This is a genomic window from Stieleria neptunia, assembly GCF_007754155.1.
Lineage (GTDB): Bacteria > Planctomycetota > Planctomycetia > Pirellulales > Pirellulaceae > Stieleria > Stieleria neptunia.
This window is the reverse complement of the sequence record NZ_CP037423.1, coordinates 7654274-7677295: the sequence shown is the minus strand read 5'-3', so window position 1 is coordinate 7677295 and position 23022 is coordinate 7654274. Positions and strand designations below refer to the sequence as shown.

12 protein-coding genes are annotated in these 23022 nt (G+C 60.2%); 6 read left to right on the top strand and 6 right to left on the bottom strand.

From position 1 onward, the window contains the following. Positions 1-96 precede the first annotated feature (96 nt). On the top strand, positions 97-1878 hold the full coding sequence (locus Enr13x_RS26670) for an ABC-F family ATP-binding cassette domain-containing protein (RefSeq protein ID WP_145389975.1): 1782 nt from the start codon (positions 97-99) through the stop codon (positions 1876-1878). 464 nt (positions 1879-2342) lie between these two features. On the opposite strand, the gene Enr13x_RS26665 is transcribed toward Enr13x_RS26670, so the two are convergent. Further along, positions 2343-4814 (bottom strand): DUF1592 domain-containing protein, encoded by a 2472-nt coding sequence (locus tag Enr13x_RS26665; protein WP_145389974.1) that lies wholly within the window; start codon positions 4812-4814, stop codon positions 2343-2345. Further along, the gene (locus Enr13x_RS26660) at positions 4814-6160 is read right to left on the bottom strand and encodes a DUF1552 domain-containing protein (protein WP_145389973.1); all 1347 of its coding nucleotides are present in this window, start codon (positions 6158-6160) and stop codon (positions 4814-4816) included. Before Enr13x_RS26660 ends, Enr13x_RS26665 begins: the two co-directional genes overlap by 1 nt. Positions 6161-6673: 513 nt before the next feature. Here Enr13x_RS26660 and Enr13x_RS26655 point away from each other — a divergent pair. Then, positions 6674-7462, top strand: a complete 789-nt coding sequence (locus Enr13x_RS26655) for a protein kinase domain-containing protein (RefSeq protein WP_145389972.1) — start codon at positions 6674-6676, stop codon at positions 7460-7462. Between the two features lie 155 nt (positions 7463-7617). Here Enr13x_RS26655 and Enr13x_RS26650 read toward each other — a convergent pair whose 3' ends face one another. From Enr13x_RS26650 to Enr13x_RS26635, 4 genes are all read right to left on the bottom strand, one after another. Next, positions 7618-9099, bottom strand: coding sequence for an FMN-binding glutamate synthase family protein (locus Enr13x_RS26650; RefSeq protein ID WP_145389971.1), 1482 nt, complete (start codon positions 9097-9099; stop codon positions 7618-7620). Between the two features lie 14 nt (positions 9100-9113). Then, the gene (locus Enr13x_RS26645) at positions 9114-10481 is read right to left on the bottom strand and encodes a sulfatase-like hydrolase/transferase (RefSeq protein ID WP_197455376.1); all 1368 of its coding nucleotides are present in this window, start codon (positions 10479-10481) and stop codon (positions 9114-9116) included. Between the two features lie 244 nt (positions 10482-10725). Then, the gene (locus tag Enr13x_RS26640; RefSeq protein ID WP_145389969.1) at positions 10726-10920 is read right to left on the bottom strand and encodes a hypothetical protein; all 195 of its coding nucleotides are present in this window, start codon (positions 10918-10920) and stop codon (positions 10726-10728) included. 361 nt (positions 10921-11281) lie between these two features. Beyond that, positions 11282-12490 carry a DUF1559 domain-containing protein gene (locus Enr13x_RS26635; protein WP_145389968.1) on the bottom strand — a complete coding sequence of 403 codons (1209 nt, stop codon included), beginning with the start codon at positions 12488-12490 and terminating at the stop codon, positions 11282-11284. Between the two features lie 537 nt (positions 12491-13027). On the opposite strand from Enr13x_RS26635, the gene Enr13x_RS26630 reads away from it, so the two are divergent. From Enr13x_RS26630 to Enr13x_RS26615, 4 genes are all read left to right on the top strand, one after another. Next, positions 13028-14245, top strand: a complete 1218-nt coding sequence (locus tag Enr13x_RS26630; RefSeq protein ID WP_231743801.1) for an AraC family transcriptional regulator — start codon at positions 13028-13030, stop codon at positions 14243-14245. 58 nt (positions 14246-14303) lie between these two features. Then, positions 14304-17219, top strand: coding sequence for a PDZ domain-containing protein (locus Enr13x_RS26625; RefSeq protein WP_231743800.1), 2916 nt, complete (start codon positions 14304-14306; stop codon positions 17217-17219). 792 nt (positions 17220-18011) lie between these two features. Then, positions 18012-20954 (top strand): FG-GAP-like repeat-containing protein, encoded by a 2943-nt coding sequence (locus Enr13x_RS26620; protein WP_145389965.1) that lies wholly within the window; start codon positions 18012-18014, stop codon positions 20952-20954. A 150-nt stretch (positions 20955-21104) separates the two neighbouring features. Beyond that, positions 21105-23021, top strand: coding sequence for an alpha/beta hydrolase family protein (locus Enr13x_RS26615; RefSeq protein ID WP_145389964.1), 1917 nt, complete (start codon positions 21105-21107; stop codon positions 23019-23021). Position 23022 lies beyond the last annotated feature (1 nt).

Here is a 23022-nt window from a genome sequence, read left to right as displayed (position 1 = left end):
ATCGGCGGTCCTACCACAGTCGACGATTCGGCGTCGGCTTGGTAACCTCACCGGCGTTTCCATTTCGCGCCCTCCTGCCCCCCTCTGTCCGCCGATATGGCCGTATTGATTCAAGTGCGAAACGCCCACAAGCGTTTCGGCGACCAAGTCCTGCTCGATGGTGCCGACGTTTCCCTGGTCGACGACGTCAAGGTCGGCTTTATCGGCCGGAACGGTGCCGGGAAAAGTACGTTTTTGAGGGCGCTGCTGGGCGACGAAGAACTGGAACAGGGCGAGGTCATTCACCATCCCTCGCTGCGGATCGGCTACCTCCGCCAACACGACCCCTTCCAGCCGGGGGAATCGGCGTTGGATTTCCTGATGCGGGAAAGCGGCCAACCCGATTGGCGCTGCGGCGAGGTCGCCGGCCAATTCGAACTCAAGGGGGACTACCTCAATGGCCCCGTCAAAGCACTCTCCGGTGGGTGGCAGACACGGGTCAAACTGGCGGCGTTGCTGCTGAACGATCCCAACCTGTTGATGCTGGACGAACCGACCAACTTCCTGGACCTGCGAACTCAGATTCTGCTGGAACACTTTCTGCGGACGTTCAATAAAGCGGCGTTGATCGTCAGCCACGACCGCGCGTTTTTGAAAGCCACGTGCTCCCAGACTCTGGAACTGTCGCGCGGCAAATTGACGATGTACCCCGGCAAGATCGATCGGTTTCTGGAATTCCGCGAAGAGCGTCGCGAACACGATCGCCGAGTCAATGCGACCGTCATCGCCAAACAAAAACAATTGCAACGGTTCATCGAGAAAAACCGCGCCAACGCCTCCACGGCCAGCCAGGCACGCAGCAAGGCCAAGCAATTGGAGCGTTTGCAGACCAGTGAAGTGGAGGTGGACGAACCGACCGTTCACATCCGCGCGCCGCGCGTCACCCCGCGACAAGGCACGGTGATGCGAACCGAGGAGCTGGCGATCGGCTATCCCGGCCACACCGTCGCCGAAAACATCTCCCTGGAAATCGAACACGGCCAACGGGCGGCCATCGTCGGCGACAACGGCCAAGGAAAAACGACGCTGCTGCGGACCCTCGTCGATTCCCTCGAGCCGATCAATGGTTCCATCAAATGGGGCCACGCAACCGAACTCGGCACCTACGCCCAACACGTTTACTCCAGCCTGGATGATCGACGGACCGTGTTGGAGCATTTGGAGTATGAATCCAACGCGGACACCACGCGACAGGATTGCCTGGCGATGGCCGGAGCGCTGCTGTTTCGCGATTCGCACATCAATAAGAAAATCAAGGTGCTCTCCGGAGGTGAACGCGCGCGATTGTGCATGGCCGGCCTGCTGCTGGGAACCGCCAACGTGCTCGTCTTGGACGAACCGGGCAACCACCTGGATGTCGAAACCGTCGAAGCCCTCGCCGATGCCCTGGTCGACTACCAAGGCACCGTGATCTTCACCTCGCACGACCGACACTTCATGCAACGTGTGGCGACCAACGTGATCGAGGTTCGCGACGGGACGGTCAAGAATTATTTCGGCAACTACGAGTCCTATCTGCAGAGCGTCGAAAGCGAGGTCGACGAAGGCGAACGGGAACGCGACCGGATCGCCGGAAAAGCCGCCCCGCCGCCGCCGACCAAAGCCGCCAGCGCCGAGGATTACCGGGCCAGTCAGCGTCAATCGCGCAAGGCCGAAAAGGAAATCAAGAACCTGGAAAAGAAGATCGCGCAGCTCGATGACGAGAAAAAATCCGTCAACGAAAAACTGTTGACCGAAACGGACCCCGACGAAGCGGTGCGGTTGCACGACAAGTTGACCGAGATCAGCGAAGAACTCGAACAAGCCGAAGAACGTTGGATGGAACTGAGTGATTTCTGAGCGTGTCGCTCACGCCGTGCATGCCCCGTCGCCCCCTCGCCCCCTCGTTCCAAGGCCCCGCCTTGGAACGCAATGCCGGTGTGGCTCTGCCACACGCGGTTGACGACCGAGAGGCGGAGCCTCCGCGACAGTGTGTTCCCAGGCGGCAGCCTGGGAACAAGTAGATGCCCCGTCGCCCCTCGTTCCAAGGCTCCGCCTTGGAACGCAATGCCGGCGTGGCTCTGCCACACGCGGTTGACGGTCGCGAGGCGGAGCCTCCGCGACAGTGTGTCCCCAGGCGGGAGCCTGGGAACAAGTAGATGCCCCGTCGCCCCCTCGTTCCAAGGCCCCGCCTTGGAACGCAATGCCGGTGTGGCTCTGCCACACGCGGTTGACGACCGAGAGGCGGAGCCTCCGCGACAGTGTGTTCCCAGGCGGCAGAGCCGGGGGACAAGTAGCAGGTCAACCGGCAAGCACAGCAAGCCCTACCGCCGCGAAAACAGATCGCTGATCACGATTTGCTCGATCAGCTCTCGCGTCGGATACTCGTTCTTCGCCAACCGCTCCAGGATGGCATCGATCGTTGCCCGGTCGCTCCACTCGATCCGCCGCCCGAGTGCATAGGCGAACAGCTTTTCGGTGAACGCTCGCGCGAAAAACGCTTGGCGCTGCACCAACAGCGTCTTCAATTCTTCGACGCCGGCAAAGGCTTGCCCGCTGGGAAGTTTTCCCGACGTGTCGATGGCCGCTTTGTTCTCGTAACGCGTGCGCACCTCACCGATCGGATCAAAACACTCCAGTGCAAAACCGAGCGGATCAATTTTGCGATGGCATTCGTTGCAGGCGGCCGAGGTCCGATGCTTCTCCAACAAGTCACGCACCGACGTCGCCCCCCGCACATCGGGATCGATCGCGGGCACATCGTCCGGCGGAGGCGGCGGGGGAGTTCCGAGCACGTTTTCCAGCATCCAGACACCGCGGACGACGGGCGAGGTTTCGATCCCGTTGGCGGACACCGTCAACACGCTCGCCTGGCCCAACAGTCCGCCACGACGCCGGTCGCCGAACACGACTTTCCGAAACACATCGGCACCTTCGGCAGGCACCTGATCCACCACGCCATAGAGCTTTGCCAGGTCTCGATTGATGAACGAATAATCCGCATCCAGCCAGCGTACGATCGACGCGTTTTCATCGATCAGGTGACGCAGAAAGCGACGCGTTTCCTGTTTCATGTCGGGCTGCAAATTGGATGCGTAGTAACGCCAAAACTGATCGCGGTCCGGCGGCATCTCGCCCAGTGCGCGTAGATTCAACCAGGCGTCGGTGAACCCGGCGATCATCGCGTCGGACTTGGTATCGGCCAGCAATCGGCGCGTATGTTCGATCAACGCCTCGCGATCCAACTGCTGTGAATCGGCCGCTTCCCGCAAGATCGCATCGGGCATCGATCCGGTCAGAAAGTACGACAATCGGGCGGCGAGCGCATGTTGGGACAGCTGATCGGAATCGGCAGGGCAATCGGGATGCAGATACAAAAACGCCGGCGAACAAAGCGCGGTCTTCAACGTGTCCTTGAATGCGCCGAACGGATCACGACCGTGCCGCAGACGTGTCTGATAGACCGACATCAACCGATCGAGTTCTCCCGGTTTCAGGGGCCGTCGATAGGCGCGGCGGGCAAACGCTGCGGTCAGCTCGCGGGCGTCGTCGGGCTGGAATCGGCCGCCGGGCAAAACGCTTGCCAAGGTCGCGCTGGGCCACTGTCGAAAAATCGGACCGCGGATCACGACTTCGTGAATCCGGATTTGCGGGACCTGGCCGTATCGCAACATCGCGTTGCGTGCGCGAACGATTCCCTGGCCGCCGCGGGCATGTTCGGGTAACAAGTCGGCGTATTTCCGATGCAGCCGCGTGTGCAGGGGACGCACCTCGCGCAAGCCGTTTTCAAACGTGAATCGCGGGGTGAAACCGCGATCCAACGGCACCTCCATCGTGTACCACCGTGGCTCACCGTCGTCGATCGTACGCTCGGCCAGCAAGGGTTGAATCGGCTGCATCGTGTGCAAGCTGCCCGCCTTGGCGTTTCCGGGGCGGATGCCCAAGCGAAACTTTTCGCTCAAGTCGATCTTCAGGTCGGCTTCTGAATAAGGCGTGTCGCGGTGAAGCGCTTGGGCGAGCACACGGATCTCATAGACGCCGTCCGACGGCACGCCCTCGGCAAACTCTTCCAGCGGTCCGTACGCACCCTCGGGGCGATCCGCCAGCGGGCTGTCGTACAAACACAGATAGCGAAAGTTAAAAGCCGCCCGGTGAGCCCCATCCAGCTCGGGTTGCTGACGAAAATGGTCGTCGAAGTGCCAACTTTTTTCGTCGGGTTGCGTGCGGTTGGCGAGCGCTTTTTCGACGATCGCATCGGCCGCGTCCAGGTATTGTTCCAACAGGTGTCCCGAGGTCACCAGGGCGTCGCCGACGTTGTCGAGGTGTTCGACGGTGTTGTCCCGCGGAAACCGATCACTGGGATCGAACATCGACATGTCCATCTGGAACAGATCGCTGACGGTGGCCAGGTACTCGCGACGGGTCAACCGACGCAGCACCGTTTGACCGCCGGTGCTGGACGACTGGTTGCGCAGCTGCTGCAGCGACGCGGTCAGCGAATCGATCGCCGCCAGACGCTCACCACGTGTCGGCTGCTCCGCGTCCTCGGGCGGCATGTCGCCGAGCGTCAACTGGTCGATGATCTCCTGCACGATGATTTGCGTGTCGTGATCGGTCGACGACAAGTCGAGCGCATCAAATTCACGCTCACCACCGGCATCGTCGGCATTGTGGCAATCGACGCAGTAGGTTTCCAAAAACGCGATCGCATCTTCGGCCTGGCTCTGCGGTTGCGTCAATCCGCCCGACAGTGCAAACCCGACGCAGAGGGCGCGCGCCATAATGGAAAGACGCATCACGCCAACTCCAAACCCGAAAGCGTGCCGGTGCTGGTCGAGAAACGTTCTGCCGGAATCCCGAACCGATGCAGCAAGGTCAGGTACAGGTTGGTCAACGGGGGACGGTGTGGATTCGACGAATCAAACCACATCGTGCCCCGATGCCGCAGCCCTCCGCCGGCGACGACGATCGGCAAGTTCGTGTTGGTGTGCGAGTTCGCGTTCCCCATCCCGCTGCCGAACAACACCGACGTGGTTTCCAGCAGATTGGAATCGCCGCTCTCGGTCTCACGCAGCTTGGTCAGGAAGCGAGAAAACTGTTCGACCTGGTACGATTCAATCTTCTTCAACGCGTCGATCGATTCCTTGCGTTGGCCGTGGTGCGAAAGCGAGTGATAACCGCTTTTGAAACCGAAATCACGGGCTTCGAAGTCGCCGCCGAGTTCCAACGTGGCGATCCGAGTCGAATCGGTTTGCAAGGCCAGCGCGATCAGCTCGTACAACATCGGCAGATCGTCGACCATGTTCGTGTTGGCCGGTGCAGCAAAGGGGGCGGGAGGTTTTTCGATGTCGATCCACTGTTTGCGATTGCCCAATCGTTTTTCGACGTCGCGAATCGACGTCAGGTATTCGTCCAGCTTTTGGGCGTCGCGTCGATTGAGTTGTTTTGAAATCGTCTTGGCGTCCCCGTTGACCGCATCGAGGATCGATTCCTGCATGCGAAACCGATCCGCGGCGCGCTGTTTGTCGGCCGGTTTGACTCCGACAAACAGTTTTTCGAACAATTCCCGCGGCCCCGTGATCGGTGGGACCCGGGTGCCCGAGCGGCTCCATGACAGTTGGCATCCGCCGTGGATTCCCGAATCGCTGCCGACGGTCAAGGAGGCAAACCGGGTGCGGCCGGCGATCGTTTCGGCGGCGAACTGGTCCAGCGTGATGTTCCCGTCGGGCATCGATTTTGCGTCCACACTGCGAACGCCGGACAGGAACGCGTGGATCGCAAAATGGCCGCCCTTGAGCCCATGGTCCAACCCGCCGATCACGGTGAAATCACCGGAGTGTTCGGCCAGCGAGGCGAGTGTCGTCGACAGCGACGACGCGTCGTCACGGACGGTCGTTGTTCCGTCCGCCGAGGGCTTGCCGGGCCAAAACGCCTCGGGGTAAAAGCCCAACATGTTGCCGATACAGACCATGCGACGCGGCGGCTGTGACGATTCGGCAGACTTCGTCGACGGGGAATCCGATTCGCCCGCGGTCGCCCGGCTGCGAAGCGAATCGAATGCCGGCAGAGCGATGGAAATCCCCGCGGCCTGCAAAATGGATCGGCGACCGACGACCCGCGGATTGGGACGATGTCGATTCATGGCGAGAGACCAGGGGCTGGAAGTGCAGGGGAAAAGGTGGGACCGTCAAATCGGCCCCACCAGTTTACACGAACGGCCAGCGTTTCCGAAATCGTGCGATTTGGAGCGTTTTGCGCTCCCCGCGGCAACGCTGTGAATCATTTTTTCCCCGGGGTTCTTAAGGCGTCAGCGGCAGGGCGCGAGCCCTCCGGCTTGCCCATCGTTGCCGAAACACCGGAGGGCTCGCGGGCTGTCGATTGAGTCGGGATCTGCTGAGTCAATGGTGAGCCGCTGGCCGTAAGGCCTCGGGCAGAGTCGCAGTGCCCGGCCGCTTACGCGGCGCGCGGCTCACAAAAACGACAGCCCGCTCGCGCCCGACCGCTAAAAATGCTTCACAGCTTGGTCCCCGCAGGTTAAACCACGTCGACTTTGCCGATTGGTTCATCGGTTCGACAGAGCCGCGACGGATTGGTCGATGTTCCTAGTCGGCCTTTCTTTTACGACCCTTGGCGCGATCATCCGATCGATGGCGAAATGGAATCAAAGCTGCCTGAACAATTGGGAATTTGGCGACTGGGCTCAAGTTTGTGTGCCAATGCGGCGTTTTGCGTCAGCTTCGCCCAACCGGTCGATGCCGCCGGTAGCCCGCGCTGGGACTATGCCATGAAGGTGGCGATGAGGCCCGAAGATCGCGATGGAATCACGGGTTCCCTGACCGCCGGAGCCCAGATCCGGCATCCCAACGTGGTCCCGATCCTCGACGGCGACGTGTCGGGAGCGTGGCCTTACTTGACGATGCCGCTGTTGGACGGGCGGACGATGAAATGGCATCTATCCAGCGGTCCACGAAAACCCCTGCCAGTCGCGCTCTGGCTGATCCGACAGATTTGCCAGGGGCTCGGCGCGATCCACGCCGCCGGTTGGACTCACGGCGACGTCAAACCCGACAACGTGATCGTGGGCAGCAATGGGCACGTGACGCTGATCGATCTGGCATTTGCCCATCGGGGCACACTCGACCAGTCGGCACCGTTTCGCGGCACTCGGCAATACGCCGCACCCGAGCTGCTCGTCAACGCGTCCGCGGGAAGCCCGGCGAGCGACATCTTTGCCGCCGGACGCATGCTGTGGGAATGGCTGGCGCGGGTGGAAACGACCAACGAGCAAGTCCTCAGCCCGGCGTGTGAGTTGGTCGAGTGCATGGTCGACGCGGCGCCGGAAAACCGTCCGTCTGCCGACGAGGTCACCGCGGCGTTGTTGCGTTTGGAAATCGACACGCTTGGCGAACACATCGTCCCGGCCCGGCCACGACGCGCCGCGTAGCAAATAGTGCTTCGTCAACTTTGATACTTAGGGTACCGCGGAATAGGGGTCAGGTACCAAAAATGCGAAGCACCCTGCGGGCCATTTGGTTTTTGGTACCTGACCCCTTTTCCGCTCGACAAACGCAGGCTCGAAAACTGAAAGCTGACAAAGCACTAGGCGTTCGACGCCCAACGGTATCCGAACAGTTCCTTGGCCGACGTGGTACCGAACGCATCGGACAGGATGTCAAAATGCTTCAACTCCACGTCGCAGGGATGCGGCACGCCGCATGCCCGACCGAGCTGTAACAGTTCCTTTCGCAGTGTCACGACGTAGTTGGCAAACCGATGCGACTTGTCGGTCGGATCCAGCCCTCCCATCAGCCATCGATTCTGGGTGGCGATGCCGGCCGGACAGTGCCCGGTGTGACAGCGTTGTGCCTGGATGCATCCGATCGACAACATGGCTTCACGGCCGACGTTGATCATGTCACACCCCAATCCGAAGGCCAGCAACGCGCTGTGCGGAAAGCCGAGCTTACCGGATCCGATGAAGACGATGTTTTCATGCAATTCGGCGTCTCGAAAGATGCGATACACCGAACTCATCCCCAGTTTAAAGGGCATGGCGACATGGTCGGAAAAGACCAGGGGCGCCGCGCCCGTCCCGCCTTCGCCCCCGTCGATGGTGACAAAGTCCACGCTGCGACCGGTCTCGTGAATCTGGCCGGCCAAGTCGTACCAGAAATCCATTTGCCCGACGGCCGACTTGATGCCGACCGGCAAACCGCTTTCCTGGGCGAGTCGTTCGACAAAGTCGAGCATCGAGTCGACGCCGCTGAACTCACGGTGCGACGCCGGACTGGCGCAATCCTTGCCCATCGGTACGCCCCGGATCCTTGAGATCTCGGGAGAAATCTTTGCCGCCGGCAGCAACCCGCCACGGCCCGGCTTGGCGCCCTGGCTAAGCTTGATTTCGATCGCGCGAATCGGATGCGACTGAACGACATCGCGGAACTGTGCGATGTCGAATCGTCCGTCAGCGGTTCGACAGCCGAAGTAACCGGTGCCGATCTGCCAAATCAGCTCGCCGCCTTTGCCGTGATAGGGCGACACGCCGCCTTCGCCGGTGTTGTGCAAGCATCCGGCGAGCGCCGCGCCCCGGTTGAGCGCCTCGATGGCCGGGGCGCTGAGCGATCCGAAACTCATCGCCGAAATGTTGACGATCGAATCCGGCCGAAACGCTTTGGCGCGGCCCTGCGTCGCACCCATCACTTTCTTGCACGCCGCGGAATGATTCGGGTCAAAGTCGTCTTCGCCCGGCAGCGGATCGCTGAGCGGAAACGCACTGTGGCGAATGATCAAATAGTTCGGGGACGATTCCAATTCATTGTCCGTCCCGAAACCAAAATAGTTGTTGTCCTTTTTGGACGACGCATACACCCAGCGCCGCTGGTCCCGGCTGAAGGGGCGTTCTTCATCGTTGTTGGTGACGATGTATTGCCGCAACTCGGGGCCGATCGCTTCCAGCCAGTATCGAAAATGGCCGATGATCGGGAAATTGTGCAGAATCGCGTGTTTCTTTTGCAGGACATCGTACGCGACCCACGCCAGCACAATCACCGCGATGATGATCGTCGTCCAGACCCAATGCATGTCACTTCCTCTGGTTAACGACGCGGCTGCACGTCCCCTTCCCACCACTGGATCAATCGCTCCAGCTGCTCAAACGCTTGGGGGCGTGACGATGCAAGGTCGTCGGTTTCACCAACATCACTGGCTAAATTATACATCCATTGGGTCGTGTCCGTGCCCTCGCGCTTGCGGACCAATTTCAGATCGCCGTTCCGCACCGCAGTCCAAGTCCTGTTGCGGCGGCGGCCGCGCCAAAACAGCGTGCGTGGAATGTCCTCTCGCTGATCGGCAACATGCGACAGGATATCGATTCCCTCCAGCTTGCGGCCCGACACATCGGCACCCGCCAGCGTCAGAATCGATCGCGTCAAATCAAACGTGACGCAAACTTGACTGCTGACCGTCCCGGGGGCAATTCGATTCGGCCAGCGGACGATCAACGGCACGCGGATCCCGCCTTCGTACGTCGTGCCCTTGCTGCCGCGAAGCGGTCCCATGTTCCCCGCACCGGCGAATCCTCCGTTGTCGGAGACGAACAGGACAATGGTGTTGTCGGCGACCCCCGAATCCTCCAGCGTCTTCAGAATCCTGCCGACTTCCGCATCGAGATCCTCCAGCATCGCGATGTACGCCGGTGGATCAAACGCCATCCAATTCTCCTCTGTGACGACCTTGTCTTTGTCGCCGGGGCCTTGGTAGGGAAAGTGCGGGCATTCATGCGAGACGTAGGCAAAAAACGGCTGGTCCTTGTGACGCTTGATAAAATCGATGCCGTCATCGGTGATCAAGTGCGTCATGTAGCCTTCGCGTTTGATCGGCTGCCGACCGCGAAACAGAACGTGCAAGTCGCTCGTTTCACGATGGTTGAAGTAGTGGACGTTGCCGCCCAGGTAGCCGACGAACTCGTCCCAACCGTATTGCATCGGATTGAATTTAGGCTCGTACCCCAAGTGCCACTTGCCAAAAATTCCGCAGCGGTAGCCGGCCGACTTGAGCAGCGACGGCAACACCGCATCTGCGACCGGAAGCCCCAGGTCATGTTGTTCGGCCAAGCGGATCGCGTCGTCGTAGCGCCCGACATTCCCGGTTCCGATCGCACATTCCAGACCGCCCACACGCTGTTGGTAACGCCCGGTCAACAACGCCGTGCGAGTCGGACTGCACTCGGGCCCATTGGAATAGTGCTGGGTAAAGCGAACGCCTTGCTTTGCCAAGGCATCAATGTTCGGCGTCTTGGCAACCGGGTGACCGTAACACCCCAAATCGCCGTAGCCCAAGTCATCGGCAAGGATCAGGACAACGTTCGGCTTCTCAGCCGCTTGGACGCCGGCTGAAAACGCCACCACGATCCACACCACAAATGCCTGGATCTGTCTCAACGGGACGGTACGTCTCTGTTTCATCGAATTCATTTCTTGTCATGGTCGTTTTGTCAAAGTGACGGGAGACCATCATATCGTCCCAACCCGCGTCGGAGTCGTTCTCGCGGGCGTCTTGGTACACTCGCCCATAAACGTCTCGGCCATTGCTGCCGCGCGCGTTGTTAGCGGAACGCCCGCGAGCGGTCCCGGTGCGGTGGGAACGGCGGGTTCCCCCGCGGTCGCTCTCCGGATTGTGGAGAGCGACGTGCGAGGGAGATGCCGGTTGCTATTGGAGGTCGTCGCCTTCCATTTGCCCCATGGTTTCTGCCTCCAGCTTCGCTTCCATTTCCTTGTACGCATCGATGGCGGCTTGATCGGCATCTTCGGTGACGGACGTCGGCTGGTTTCCGGAGCATCCGCTGAAGGAAACGGCGCCACAAACGGTGGCTGCGACGAGGAACAAGAGAGATCGGATTTTCATCGTGGCTTTCAAACTGGTTTTGATTGACGGAAAGAAAGAATCAAAAAAAGAGGAAGGCGATCGCAAAGTGCATCGCCTTCCCGCAAGGGCAACGCTGTGAAGCATTTGATAGCGGTAGGGCGCGAGCCCTCCGGTGTTCTGGCAAAGATGAAGAACCGGAGGGCTCGCGCCCTGCCGCTAAAACCACAAGAAACACATCGGGAAAATGCTTCATCGCGTTCCCACAAGGGGTTGTCGATGGAGTCGACAACCCCAGTTCAACGCGATCATGTTTGCCCGACGCGTTGGCGAGAAACGCTGCGTGGCTCCTCGTCATGGCATGCGGGCTTCAACCGACCAACTGTCCAGGCGTGGGCGAGCGCTACTGATTCAGTTGTTCCTGGATCGTTTCGTTCGCCGCACGTGTGCCCAAGGCTCCCCAAAGCCCGTGCGGGCTGGGACTTCCGGGGGCTCTGATGCCGGTGCCGTTGATCCAAACGTCGCCTTGGTTGCGACTGCCGGCCTCGACCGAGTCGCTCATGAAGATGACGGCTCCGTCGCCCATCAAGACGTGGACACCACCTTGGTGCCGACTGGACATCGGGGCGGTCCCGGTCAAGTCGTCGCCGTTGTGCCGCGAACAATAGACGCCGTTGGGAGGCAGGATCGTGAAGCATCCGGTGAAAATCTGTTTGAAGTCCGCCCAGCGAAAACCTCGTGCACGCGTGGTCCGCGAACCACCGTTGAGCCAAAACCGGGGCCGATCGGGATCGACAAAGTCATCACAGGCACCTGGATTATCGCGGATGGTGTTCATCGAACCGTTGTTGTTTCCCAGTGAACTGCCATCATTGGGCAACACCATCCGAGCGTCGTTGTCACCGAGATAGGTTCCGATTTCACCCATCGCGATGGTGTTGGACAGGCCATCGAGCACGTCACGAAACCGACCGCGTGCATCGCGCGGCTTGAAGAAGCCGCGGTGGCCCGCCTGGGCACGCTGGAATCGGACGCTCGCCACAGGCTCTTCCAAGTCTCCGTCCCACGGACCGACCATGGTTTGCCACGTGCTGTCGCCCAAGCATGCCGCATAGTTGGCGCGTCCCAAGGCGGGGAGTCCGACGCCGGGATCACTTGGGCAACGATAACCCGGAATCTCCATCGTCCATGGTTGGTAATCGATCTGATCGGGCGTCGGCCCCATCGATTGAAAATCGATCACGCCGTCCTTGTCAAAATCGTTGGGGTTGCTGACGATGTCCCAAATCGATTGCTGCTCGATGAACGGCAGGATGCCGACCAGCACGCTCAGTCGACGGTTGTTCGCCAACGTGTTGGCGGCCCACCAAGCGTTGCCGGCGCTGGGGAACGAGGTCGTGCCAACCCCGTGTGCCGGGATGCGTTTGTAGGTGGAATGGTAGTTGTGGATCGCCAACCCGATCTGCTTGAAATTGTTGCTGCAACTCATCCGTCGAGCCGCTTCACGGGCCGCCTGGACCGCCGGCAGTAGCAACCCGACCAAGATGCCGATGATGGCAATCACCACCAGCAGTTCGACGAGTGTAAAACCTGCTTTGCGCGCTTTCGTCATGTCGAAAACCTGTAGAAAAAGGAAAAGGAAAAGAACGAGGTATGGTCTTACCCTACCCGCTGTGACGCGAGGGAAGGAATGCGATTTTGCGTCGGCGGGCGAATCATTTGCGTCAATGCCCCGGAATCTGCGTCACTGCGGCATCCGGGTGGCGTGATTTTCCGCTTTCTTTTTCAATTTTTCTTTGTAGACGTGGCCTCCTTCGCGCCGCATCCGCCGTGTTGGCGACACATCAATCACCCCCCTCCGTTGAGTTGACTCTCCGTTCTGTTTGGGCAGGGACAATGGCGAATCCTTAGTCCCAATGGGGACGGGGGACGATAGCGTGGAGACTCCGCTGTCTCGGCTGCCTCGACCGGAATCGAGGTCGGGCAGCCAGAGCAGCCGTTGGGACCAGGAAATTTGCGACTCGCAGGTGTTTCTGGTAGCCTGCCGAATCCACCGATGTTCGCAAGGCCTTGTCGTCGGCGTAAATGATTTGCGACGCGCGAGCAGCCGTTCTTGACTTGCGCCGGTGGCATGCAACAGGTAGCAGCGGTGAATCAATCCAAACGTCCCCGAATCGCACTCCTTGTCGAAGCGTCACGCGCCTACGGGCGTGAATTGCTTCGCGGAGTCGCGTTGTTTTCGCGAACACGCGTGGAATGGTCGCTGCTGCATCAGGAGATGACGCTGGATTCCGCGATTCCGGATTGGATTTTCAGCTCGCGGATTGACGGCGTGATTGCCCGTGTGGACTGGCACACGATTGAACCGTTGCGTCAATTGCGGGTGCCGATCATCGATGTCCGCTGCAACCGAAAATTCACCGGCGTGCCGCAAGTCGAAACGGATAACCAGCGCGTCGCCGAAATGGCGTTCTCGCATCTGTGGGACCGCGGGTTCCGCCGATTCGCATTCTGTGGCTTTCGGTTTGCCACCTATTCCGATGCCCGACTGGCCGCGTTTCAACAGTTGGTCGATGCCGCGAATTGTCCCTTTGATATCTACCAGTCCCCCGGTGTCCCCGGCACGACGTTGACGCAGTTGGAGGAGGCGGGCGTGCTGGAATTGGAATCGCTGGCAAAGTGGTTGTCGACGCTTTCGCGACCGACCGGCCTGTTTGTTTGCAATGACATTCGCGGACAACAGGTGCTCAACGCCTGTCGGCTGTCCAGCATCGCCGTCCCCGATGACCTGGGCGTGATCGGCGTCGATGACGACGATGCCCTCTGTTTGTTGTGTGACCCTCCGCTGTCGAGTGTCCGCCCCAATGCGGAACAGGTCGGTTATCGGGCCGCCGAAATTTTGCAACAGATGATGAATGGCTTGCTGCCAGAAAATGAGATCGAGTACGTGCCGCCGATTTCGGTCTCCGAACGCCTTTCGACAAAGGTCGTGGCGGTCGACGATGTCGAGATCGCCCGGGTGTGCCGATTCATTCGACAAAACGCCTGTTCCGGAATCAATGTGGGCGATGTCGCCGAGTTCACGTCCCTTTCCCGCCGACAGCTGGAGCGGAGGTTCCGGGAAGTTTTGGGGCGCACACCACACCAGCAGATCACGCTTACCCAGCTGGAACGCGTGAAGCAGTTGTTGTTAGAAACGGACATGACGCTGGAGCAAATCGCGGCGAAAACGGGCTACAGTCATAAAGAATGCTTGGGGGCCGTTTTCAAACGCGAGACCGGGGAATCGCCCGGTGAATTTCGATCGCAACAACAAGCCAATGGCGATCTTCTCCAAACACCGGCAGTTTCGTCAAAAAGCCGTTAGGGCGTTTCGCCGACGGTTGCCACCCTTCCTTCCGATGCCCCGTTCACGACGAGTTCCCATGCTTCGATCCTTGTTGATTCTGATCTGCTTCGGCGCAAGCATTGCCTCCTTACATGCCCGCGACATCTTCGTCAGCCCCGCGGGCGACGATGCCAATGACGGCTCGGCCGCTGCCCCGGTGGCGACGCTCGGTCGGGCGCAGTCTCTCGCCCGGCAATCAGCCGGCACCGCCCCCGTGACGGTCTCCGTCGCCGACGGCGTTTATTATCTGCCCGAGACGTTAACGTTCACCGCCGCCGACTCCGGTGCCCCCGATCGACCGGTCCTCTACCGCGCGGAAAACGAAGGGAAAGCCGTGCTCAGCGGCGGGACCAAGCTCGACCTGCAATGGACACCCTTCCGCGATGGAATCTTTGTCTCCAAGACCCCTTCGGGTTTGGCGATCGACCAGCTGTTTCTGGCGGGACGCCAACAACGGATGGCTCGCTATCCGAATTATGACGCCAGCCAAAAGACCGCAGCCTATCAAGGCTTCGCCGCCGATGCGTTCTCCAAACAACGCGCCAGCGGCTGGGCCGATCCCACCGGCGGGTTCATTCACGCCATGCATCGCGCTCGCTGGGGAGGCTACCACTATCGGATCACCGGCAAAAACTCCGATGGCGACGTGACCTATGAAGGCGGCTGGCAAAACAACCGTCAAATGGGCATGCACAAAGACTTTCGCATGGTCGAAAACATCTTCGAAGAATTGGACGCGCCCGGCGAATGGTATCACGACGCGGACACGAACCGCTTGTACTTCATGCCTCCCCAAGGCGTGGACCTGGGCCGAGCGAAAATCGAAGTGGTGCGACTGCGACACCTGATCGAATTCAACGGGTCCGCCGATGCCCCCGTGCGATTCATTACCCTGCAGGGTTTTGTCGTTCGCCATGCCGCGCGGACCTTCATGGAAACGAAAGAACCGATGCTGCGTTCGGATTGGACGATCTATCGCGGCGGCGCCGTTTTGCTCTCCGGCAGCGAGGACATCAGGCTGTTGGATTTCGAATTTGATCAGGTCGGCGGCAACGCGATCTTCGTCAGCGATTACAACCGCCGTGTGGTCGTCAAGGGTTGCCACATTCACGACTGCGGCGCCAGCGGTGTTTGCTTTGTCGGGGATCCCGATGCCGTTCGTGATCCGCTCTTTGAATACCGCCAGAAAAACGATCTGGTCAAGGTCGATCGCACTCCGGGGCCGAAGTCGAATCGGTACCCGGCCGACTGCGTGGTCGAAGACTGTTTGATACATGGAATCGGCCGAGTCGAACGCCAACCGGCCGGAGTCCAAATCACGATGGCACAAGGCATCACGGTTCGCGATTGTTCGATTTATGATTGCGCCCGCGCGGGCATCAACATCGGCGACGGTGCCTGGGGGGGCCACCTGATCGAACGCTGCGATGTCTTCGATACCGTGCAAGAGACTCACGACCACGGCTCCTTCAACTCCTGGGGGCGAGACCGCTACTGGAGCAGCGACCGCAGCGCCAGTCAGAAAATCATCGACCAGGAGCCGCAGTTCCCGTTCTTGGACGCCGTCGAGACCACGGTGATTCGCGACAGCCGCTGGCGCTGCGACCATGGCTGGGACATCGACCTGGACGACGGCTCGTCCAACTACGACATTTACAACAACCTGATGCTTTCGGGAGGCTTGAAGTTTCGTGAAGGCTTTCGACGTCGGGCCTGGAACAACATCACCGTCAACAACGGTCTGCACCCACACGTTTGGTACAACAACAGCGGCGATGAAGTGTTCAGCAACATCTTCATGGCCGCACCAAAAGGCGTCCGCGCCCCGACGGAGACCGCCAGAGGAAAACGGGTCGATTCAAATCTCTATTTCGCCAGCACGCCGGGAATGAACGATCGTTACGCCGACTTCGGATGGGACCGCCACTCCATCGTCGCCGACCCCTTGTTCATCGATCCGGCGGGCGGCGATTTCCGTGTCCGCCCCGAGTCGCCGGCCTTTGACATCGGTTTCGAAAATTTTGCCATGGATCAATTCGGCGTCAAGAAACCCTCGCTCAAGCAGATCGCCGCAACACCCGAGATCCCGGCGTTGGAGGTGAAGCAAGAATTGGCGAAGCCCCGATCCGATCGCCGCCGCGTCGTCACACCGCAGCCGACGTATTGGTTGGGGGCCCGGGTGGTCGACCTGAAAGGTTCCGATTTCTCGGCCTATGGAGTGTCCCAAGAAGACGGCGGTGTCGCGATTTCAGAAATCGATCCCAACAGCGACGCCGCCAGCGCAGGCCTGAGCGATGGAGACTTGATCCAAGGCGTCAACGCAACGCCGGTCAAACGGGTCTCTGATTTACTCTCGGCGTACCAGCAAGCCGGCGACGCAGCGTTGAAGGTGAAAGTGATTCGAAACCAGCAGCCGATGGAATTATCGCTTCCAAACGCACCCCGCATCGTTTTCGAATCCGCGGGGACGGCCGAAGACTTTGCGACGCTCGCGCCGACAGGAAAACCGACCGGCAAGGTCGACGCCAACCCGTCGACGCGTGACGCGCCGCCGGCGACGCTGATCGATGGCAAGCTGCAACAGAGCTACGGCCCGGTTTTCGCCAACGGCGTGACCACCGGGGGCTATCGCTTGGACCTGGGCGAATCGAAAAACGTTTCTTCGATCACCAGCTGGTCGACGAACTTCAATGGGGTCCGCGGCCCGCAAAAACTGACGCTCTACGGAAGCGATTCGTCAACGGATCCGGGGTGGGACGTCGCCGACCGATCCAAGTTCACACCGCTGACATCGATCGATACCCGTCGAGCGTCGCACGAAGTGTTCAATGCCGTTGCGTTGCAATCCAAGCCGGGACACTTCCTGGGAAAATTTCGCTGGATCATTTGGAGTGTCCAGCCGGTGACCGACCGAGCGGAAAACACGGCGTTCCAAGAGTTGCGGGCGCGATAAGTGAAAGATGTTAGCGGAACGGCGCGAGCGGGCTGTCGATTGAGTCGGGATCTGCTGAGTCAATGGTGAGCCGCTGGCCGTAAGGCCTCGGGCAGCGTCGCAGTGCCCGGCCGCTTACGCGGCGCGCGGCTCACAAAAACGACAGCCCGGGAGCCGTCCGGTTTCGGTTCGGAAACACATGGAACGACCGGAGGGCTTGCGCCCAATACCGCTAAATCGAGATTCGACTTACCCCAAAATGGCTCCCCTCTCCCCCGAACAAGCCTCTTCGTTGATTCTGATTGATCATGGGCACCGAGTGATTTTAGAATGCCAATATGTTGCAATGACGAGAGGCTTGTTTGGGGGAGAGGGGCTGGGGGTGAGGGGGAATCCACATGACGAAACGACGATGCAATCACAAGGTCACCGAGTTTGTTCGTGATCAGCGCGGCCGAGCGAATGAATTCGAAAACTCGGTTTAGCAGATGATGAGCAATCGTGGTTGCGCCGGAGAAAAGTTTGGACGTGAGTATCCGATGGGGCGATACTCTGCTGATTTCTGCTGTGTCGCCATGTCCAACCGGGGTTCGAGAGCATATCGTCGCCGCAATCCAGCAACGGCGCACAGTATAAATTCCCACTTATCCCCCTCACCCCCAGCCCCTCTCCCCCGATTCCTGACTCGCTTAGGCTCGCCAGGAATCGGGGGAGAGGGGAGCCTGGGTGATTCATGTTCCCTTCTCGATTTAGCGGTATTGGGCTTACGCCTTGCCGCTCACAAACCGCGCACACCCGTGGAGCCCCGGTGAATTGAAATCACAACGATCACTCGCATTGGGTGCCCTGCTGGCAATCGCCGTCGGATGCACCGAAAGTCGCCAACCGCCTGCGGTCGAAGTCGTCGCGCGCGATCCGCAAAACGATTCCGTGGATGCCGCCCTTCGTGAATCCAGAATCGAAGACGCCCAGCGGTTGGCCCGCGACGCGCTGATCGTGTCGCCAGATGACCCCGGCGTTTTAACCGCTGCCGCCCGCGCCACCGCCGCGGCGGGAGACCGACGCGAAGCCGCCGAACTGCTGGCCCGAGCGACTCGCGCCGCGGGGTTCAATCCGGCATCGCGAGTCGAGATGGCGGTGCGGGCATTTCTGGAAGTCGGTGAAGCGTACCCCGCCATCGAACTGTTGTCCCAGGCGGTGGAGGCCGAACCGGATCGCCATGCGTTGCGTCGCATGCTGTTCGGGCTGCTCGGCGAAGTCGGTCGAACCGACTTGATGCAGGAACACTATGAAGCGATCATCCGGCAGCGCACGTTCGACGTCCCGGTGTTGCTCACATGCACCGACACGTCACAACGACTGTTCACCGCCGAAGCGATTGAAGCGTTGATCGAGCGCAACCCGAACGACCATCGGCTTCGGCTGGGGCTGGCGCAATCGATGCGGGACGGACGTCAATTCTCCGCCGCCGAATCGGTGCTCCGAGAGATCATTCGGCACCACGGTGACTTTGCCCCCGCGCACGCGATGCTCGGTCGGATGCCGGGCATTCAACAGGCCTCCGACGAAGCGTTCGAAGACTGGTTGACCGCCGCCTTGCCGCACTGTCGCGACCAAGCCGATTTCTGGATCGCTCTGGGAGACCGTCACTTTCATTTGGATGATTTTAGCGCGGCGCTTTCCTGTTACGCCGAAGCGGCGCGTCTCGGCCCCAACATGGCGGTTGCCTGGACGCAGATCAGCCAATCGATACGCCAACTACAATCACGGGCGGATCCGGGCAAGGTCCTCGACGAGGACGCGGCTGAGCAAATCATTCAGAGAGCTGATCGACGGGCCCGACATCTGTTCGATCTTCGCATGCACTTGCAACGCTTCGGCGGCAGCGGGGAACGCAGTCAGCGAGCCGCAGCCGACGTCGCCCGTGCCTTGAGTCGTCTGGGCAGGGACTGGGAAGCCGAAGCCTGGTCGGCGATCGCCACCACACTGCCCGGTGAAACGGATCCTTCCCTCGACGCGCTTCGCCGGTCGATCGTCGCCGACTTGCGGCAAAATCGAGCTTGGCAATCGCTGCCCGATTGGGACCCCTTGGATGAAATCGCCGGCAACCCGGTCACCGACATTGACCGCACAATTGAGCCGGTTCCATCGAGCAATCACCGCGGCCTTCTCGGCAGCGCGGTCCCGCTTCGCTATGTCGATGAAACTCGCTCGCGCCGGCTTGTCTTGCCGGCCATTGAGTACCATGACATCGCATCCGGTTTGGTCCATTCGATGGGCAGCGGCGGCGGAACGTTGGATTTCGATTTAGACGGGCGCTCGGATCTGACCTTTTCCGCTTCCGGCGAAACGCCCACACCAAACTCCTCCCGGACGTCGATGCTGCGAAATCTTGACGGACAGTTTGCCGACGTCACTGTCGCGTGCGGTTGCTCGAGTCAAAATTTTGGCCAAGGGGTTGCGATCGGTGATTACAACGAAGACGGATTTGCTGACATCTTCTTCGCCAACGTTGGACGAAATCGGCTGCTACGAAACAACGGCGACGGTACGTTTTCCGACGACACCCGATCGCTGCACACGACGGCCCATCAGTGGACGACCAGCGGGGCGTTTGTCGACCTGGATCGCGACGGCATCACCGATTTGATCGCGGTCAACTACTGTGATCTCACCTCGGATGTGGACCAACCCTGTCGAACCGACGAAGGCCCCGCTCCGTGCCATCCGGCAAAATTCCCCGCCGACCGGGATCAAGTGTGGTTGGGCGACGGCAGGGGCGGATTTGAGCCGTCGTTCGTTGATCCGCTGAAGCGAATTTCGCCCGGTCGGGGGCTGGGGATTCTGGCCGGACAATTGACCGATGGTTCGCAATCCGCTTTCATCGCCAATGACATGTCGGCCAATCATCTGCTTGAGATCAACCCTGGGGGACTCGCCGAATTGGCGGTGCCGCGCGGCATCGCGGTCGATGGCCAATCATTGGCGCAAGCATCCATGGGGATTGCGTGCGGAGATTTTGACGGTGACTCGGATCTGGATTTGTACGTCACCGGATTTGCGCGCGAGTACAACATCTATTACGAACAGCAAGCCGCGGGATTGTGGGTCGACAGCACCGCCCGCCAGAAGTTGATCGAACCGACGCTGATGACCGTCGGTTTCGGCGCACAGGCCATCGACATGGACGCGGACGGTATCGACGAACTGGCGATCACGAACGGACACATCGGCGATTTCGGACCGGACCAACCGCCGCTGGAACAGCCCTTTCAGCTGATGCGGCGATCAACAAACGGAATCTTCCAGCCTGTCGAACTGTCAGATCAATCCCCGTACCTGGCGACCAACCACATCGGACGCGCGCTCTGGAAAATCGACGTCGATGCCGACTTGGCGGACGATCTGATCGTCACGCATCAGGACGCTCCACCTGTTTTGCTCGCCAATCGGACGGAGACCGACAACCGCCGAATCGGCATCCGCTGCATCGGCACGGCGAGCGCTCGCGATGCGATCGGGGCGATCGTGCAATTCATCGCAGAGGGGCGCCGACGTCGGGTCTGGTTGCTCTCCGGCGACGGTTACATGGGCAGCAACGAGCGGATCTTGAAGGCCGGGATCGGATCGAGTGAGCGCGTTGAAGACGTGACCGTGACGTGGCCGAGCGGAAGCGTCGAATCGTTTGGTGGCCTGGACGCCGGACAAACCCATCTGCTGATTGAGGGTTCCGCTGAGTCATTCGCCGCCGATTGACCGCCGACATGCCCGTGTCGCAAATCCTTCCCCGTCCGACGCAGCAATTGATTGACTTTCCCCCGCGACTGAAAGATGTTGTGTGGTTGAACTCCCCAATCGAGGATCTCCCCCAATCCTCGTTGTCCCCTCCGGCACCGGTCCCGCCCCATGCTCCGCGTCTCGCCCCTTCTGGGTTGCAACGTTCTCCTGACGCTGCTGCTCTCCATCGCCGCCAGTGGTGCAGTGTCGGCGGAAGCCCCCGACACGCTGCCCGCGTTGCAGAACAATCAGGCGCCCGAGAACCTTGACCAGATGTGGTCGGGGTTTGATCCGCGCGATGAACCCTTGGACGTTGAACTGCTTCACCAATGGGAAGAGGACGGCGTTGTGTTGCGAGTCGTGCGTTTTCGAATCGGCATCTTCAAGGGCCAGAAAGCGACGCTGGCCGCCGTGTACGGATTTCCCCAAGGCGCCTCCGGCGTGCCCGGCCTGGTGCAGATCCATGGCGGCGGACAATACGCCGACTACAAAGCCTGTTTGACCAATGCCAAACGCGGCTACGCGACGGTGTCGATCGCTTGGGCGGGGCGAATCTCCGCGCCCGAGTACCGGGTCGGCCCCGATCAAGTCAAATTGTTTTGGGATCAGAAAACCGACGCACCCGATTACAAACCGACGACGGACTGGGGCGCCGTCGATGGCTATCACGCCCCTTCACGCAATGCGGGGAATCAATTCCCGAGCGGCAAAGCGGCTCCGTGGACGCTGGATCCCGTCGAATCGCCTCGCAACAGCGGTTGGTTCCTGTGTGCCGTCGCGGCCAGACGGGCATTGACGTTTCTGCAGCGACAACCGGAAGTCGACCCGGAACGATTGGGAGTCTATGGGCACTCGATGGGCGGCAAACTGACGGTGCTCACCGCCATCGACGACCGAGTCCAAGCCGCCGCTCCTTCGTGTGGTGGAATCAGCGATCGCTACAACGACAGCGAATTGTTTCGCAACACACTCGGTGACGACGTCAGCCTGAAACACATCAGGTGTCCGATCATCTTCCTGAGCCCGGCGAATGATTTCCATGGTCGAATCGGCGATCTGCCCAAAGCGGTTGGGGAGATCCAAAGCCGACAGTGGCGCGTGACCTGCTCGCCACACCACAACCACCAAGACACCGCGCCCTACGAAGCGGCCACGCTGCTCTGGTTTGACCAACATCTCAAACGCAACTTCGTGTTCCCTGCGACGCCCGAGACAAACCTCACCTTGCAGACCTCCGACGGCATCCCAACCATCCGCATCGACGCCGATACAAGTTTGCCGATCGAGTCGGTGGACGTCTATTACACCCAAGACGGAAAACCGAACGAGACACCGTCCGATCGAGACGACGTGGTGCATCGCTATTGGCATCACGTCGCGGCGAAACGTCAGGAGAAATCGTGGACCGGATCGCTACCGATCTCCAGCACAGAAAAACCACTGTGGGTCTATGCCAATGTCACCTACACGCTGCCCCAACCGGTCGAAGGTGCCGGGTATTACTATCGCCAGTACCGCAGCGAACCGATCAACCTGTCGTCCTTGATACGGACCGTCCCGCCGCAACAACTTCAACAATCCGTTGTCACGCCGACACAACAACCTCAGACCACGATCGAAGACTTCGCCGGCGACTGGCAAAAAGAATGGTTTACCTATCGTCCGGACGAATGGCCGCTCACCACGAACAAACCGAACGCGGACATCTATCACGCGCCCCCGGATGCGGTGTTGGCCGTTGACGTGAAAGCAGATCAGCAGAATACCTTGGTGGTGCGGATCGACGACCATGCCGCCGAAGTCGAATTGGACGGCGGTGATGCATGGCAACCCGTTGTGCTCACCCCGGCAGACTTTTGCGATGGCGGGGACGAACCCTTGGCCGACTGGGAAAACATCCGGCAGTTGGAATTATCGGCGACCGAACGATTGCAATCGGGGCAACGCCGCGACCGGAAGACGCGTGTCGTGGGCGGTCAGTGGAAGGGACCGCCGCCGCAGTTCCGGAACCTGCGCTGGGTCTCGAAAGAGGTCGACGTCCTTTGAC

Bases quoted from the DNA above. Each gene is read 5' to 3' on its own strand.
- Enr13x_RS26670 (WP_145389975.1), top strand. From the start codon at position 97: ATGGCCGTATTGATTCAAGTGCGAAACGCCCACAAGCGTTTCGGCGAC.
- Enr13x_RS26665 (WP_145389974.1), bottom strand. From the start codon at position 4,814: ATGCGTCTTTCCATTATGGCGCGCGCCCTCTGCGTCGGGTTTGCACTG.
- Enr13x_RS26660 (WP_145389973.1), bottom strand. From the start codon at position 6,160: ATGAATCGACATCGTCCCAATCCGCGGGTCGTCGGTCGCCGATCCATT.
- Enr13x_RS26655 (WP_145389972.1), top strand. From the start codon at position 6,674: ATGGAATCAAAGCTGCCTGAACAATTGGGAATTTGGCGACTGGGCTCA.
- Enr13x_RS26650 (WP_145389971.1), bottom strand. From the start codon at position 9,099: ATGCATTGGGTCTGGACGACGATCATCATCGCGGTGATTGTGCTGGCG.
- Enr13x_RS26645 (WP_197455376.1), bottom strand. From the start codon at position 10,481: ATGAAACAGAGACGTACCGTCCCGTTGAGACAGATCCAGGCATTTGTG.
- Enr13x_RS26640 (WP_145389969.1), bottom strand. From the start codon at position 10,920: ATGAAAATCCGATCTCTCTTGTTCCTCGTCGCAGCCACCGTTTGTGGC.
- Enr13x_RS26635 (WP_145389968.1), bottom strand. From the start codon at position 12,490: ATGACGAAAGCGCGCAAAGCAGGTTTTACACTCGTCGAACTGCTGGTG.
- Enr13x_RS26625 (WP_231743800.1), top strand. From the start codon at position 14,304: ATGCTTCGATCCTTGTTGATTCTGATCTGCTTCGGCGCAAGCATTGCC.
- Enr13x_RS26615 (WP_145389964.1), top strand. From the start codon at position 21,105: ATGCTCCGCGTCTCGCCCCTTCTGGGTTGCAACGTTCTCCTGACGCTG.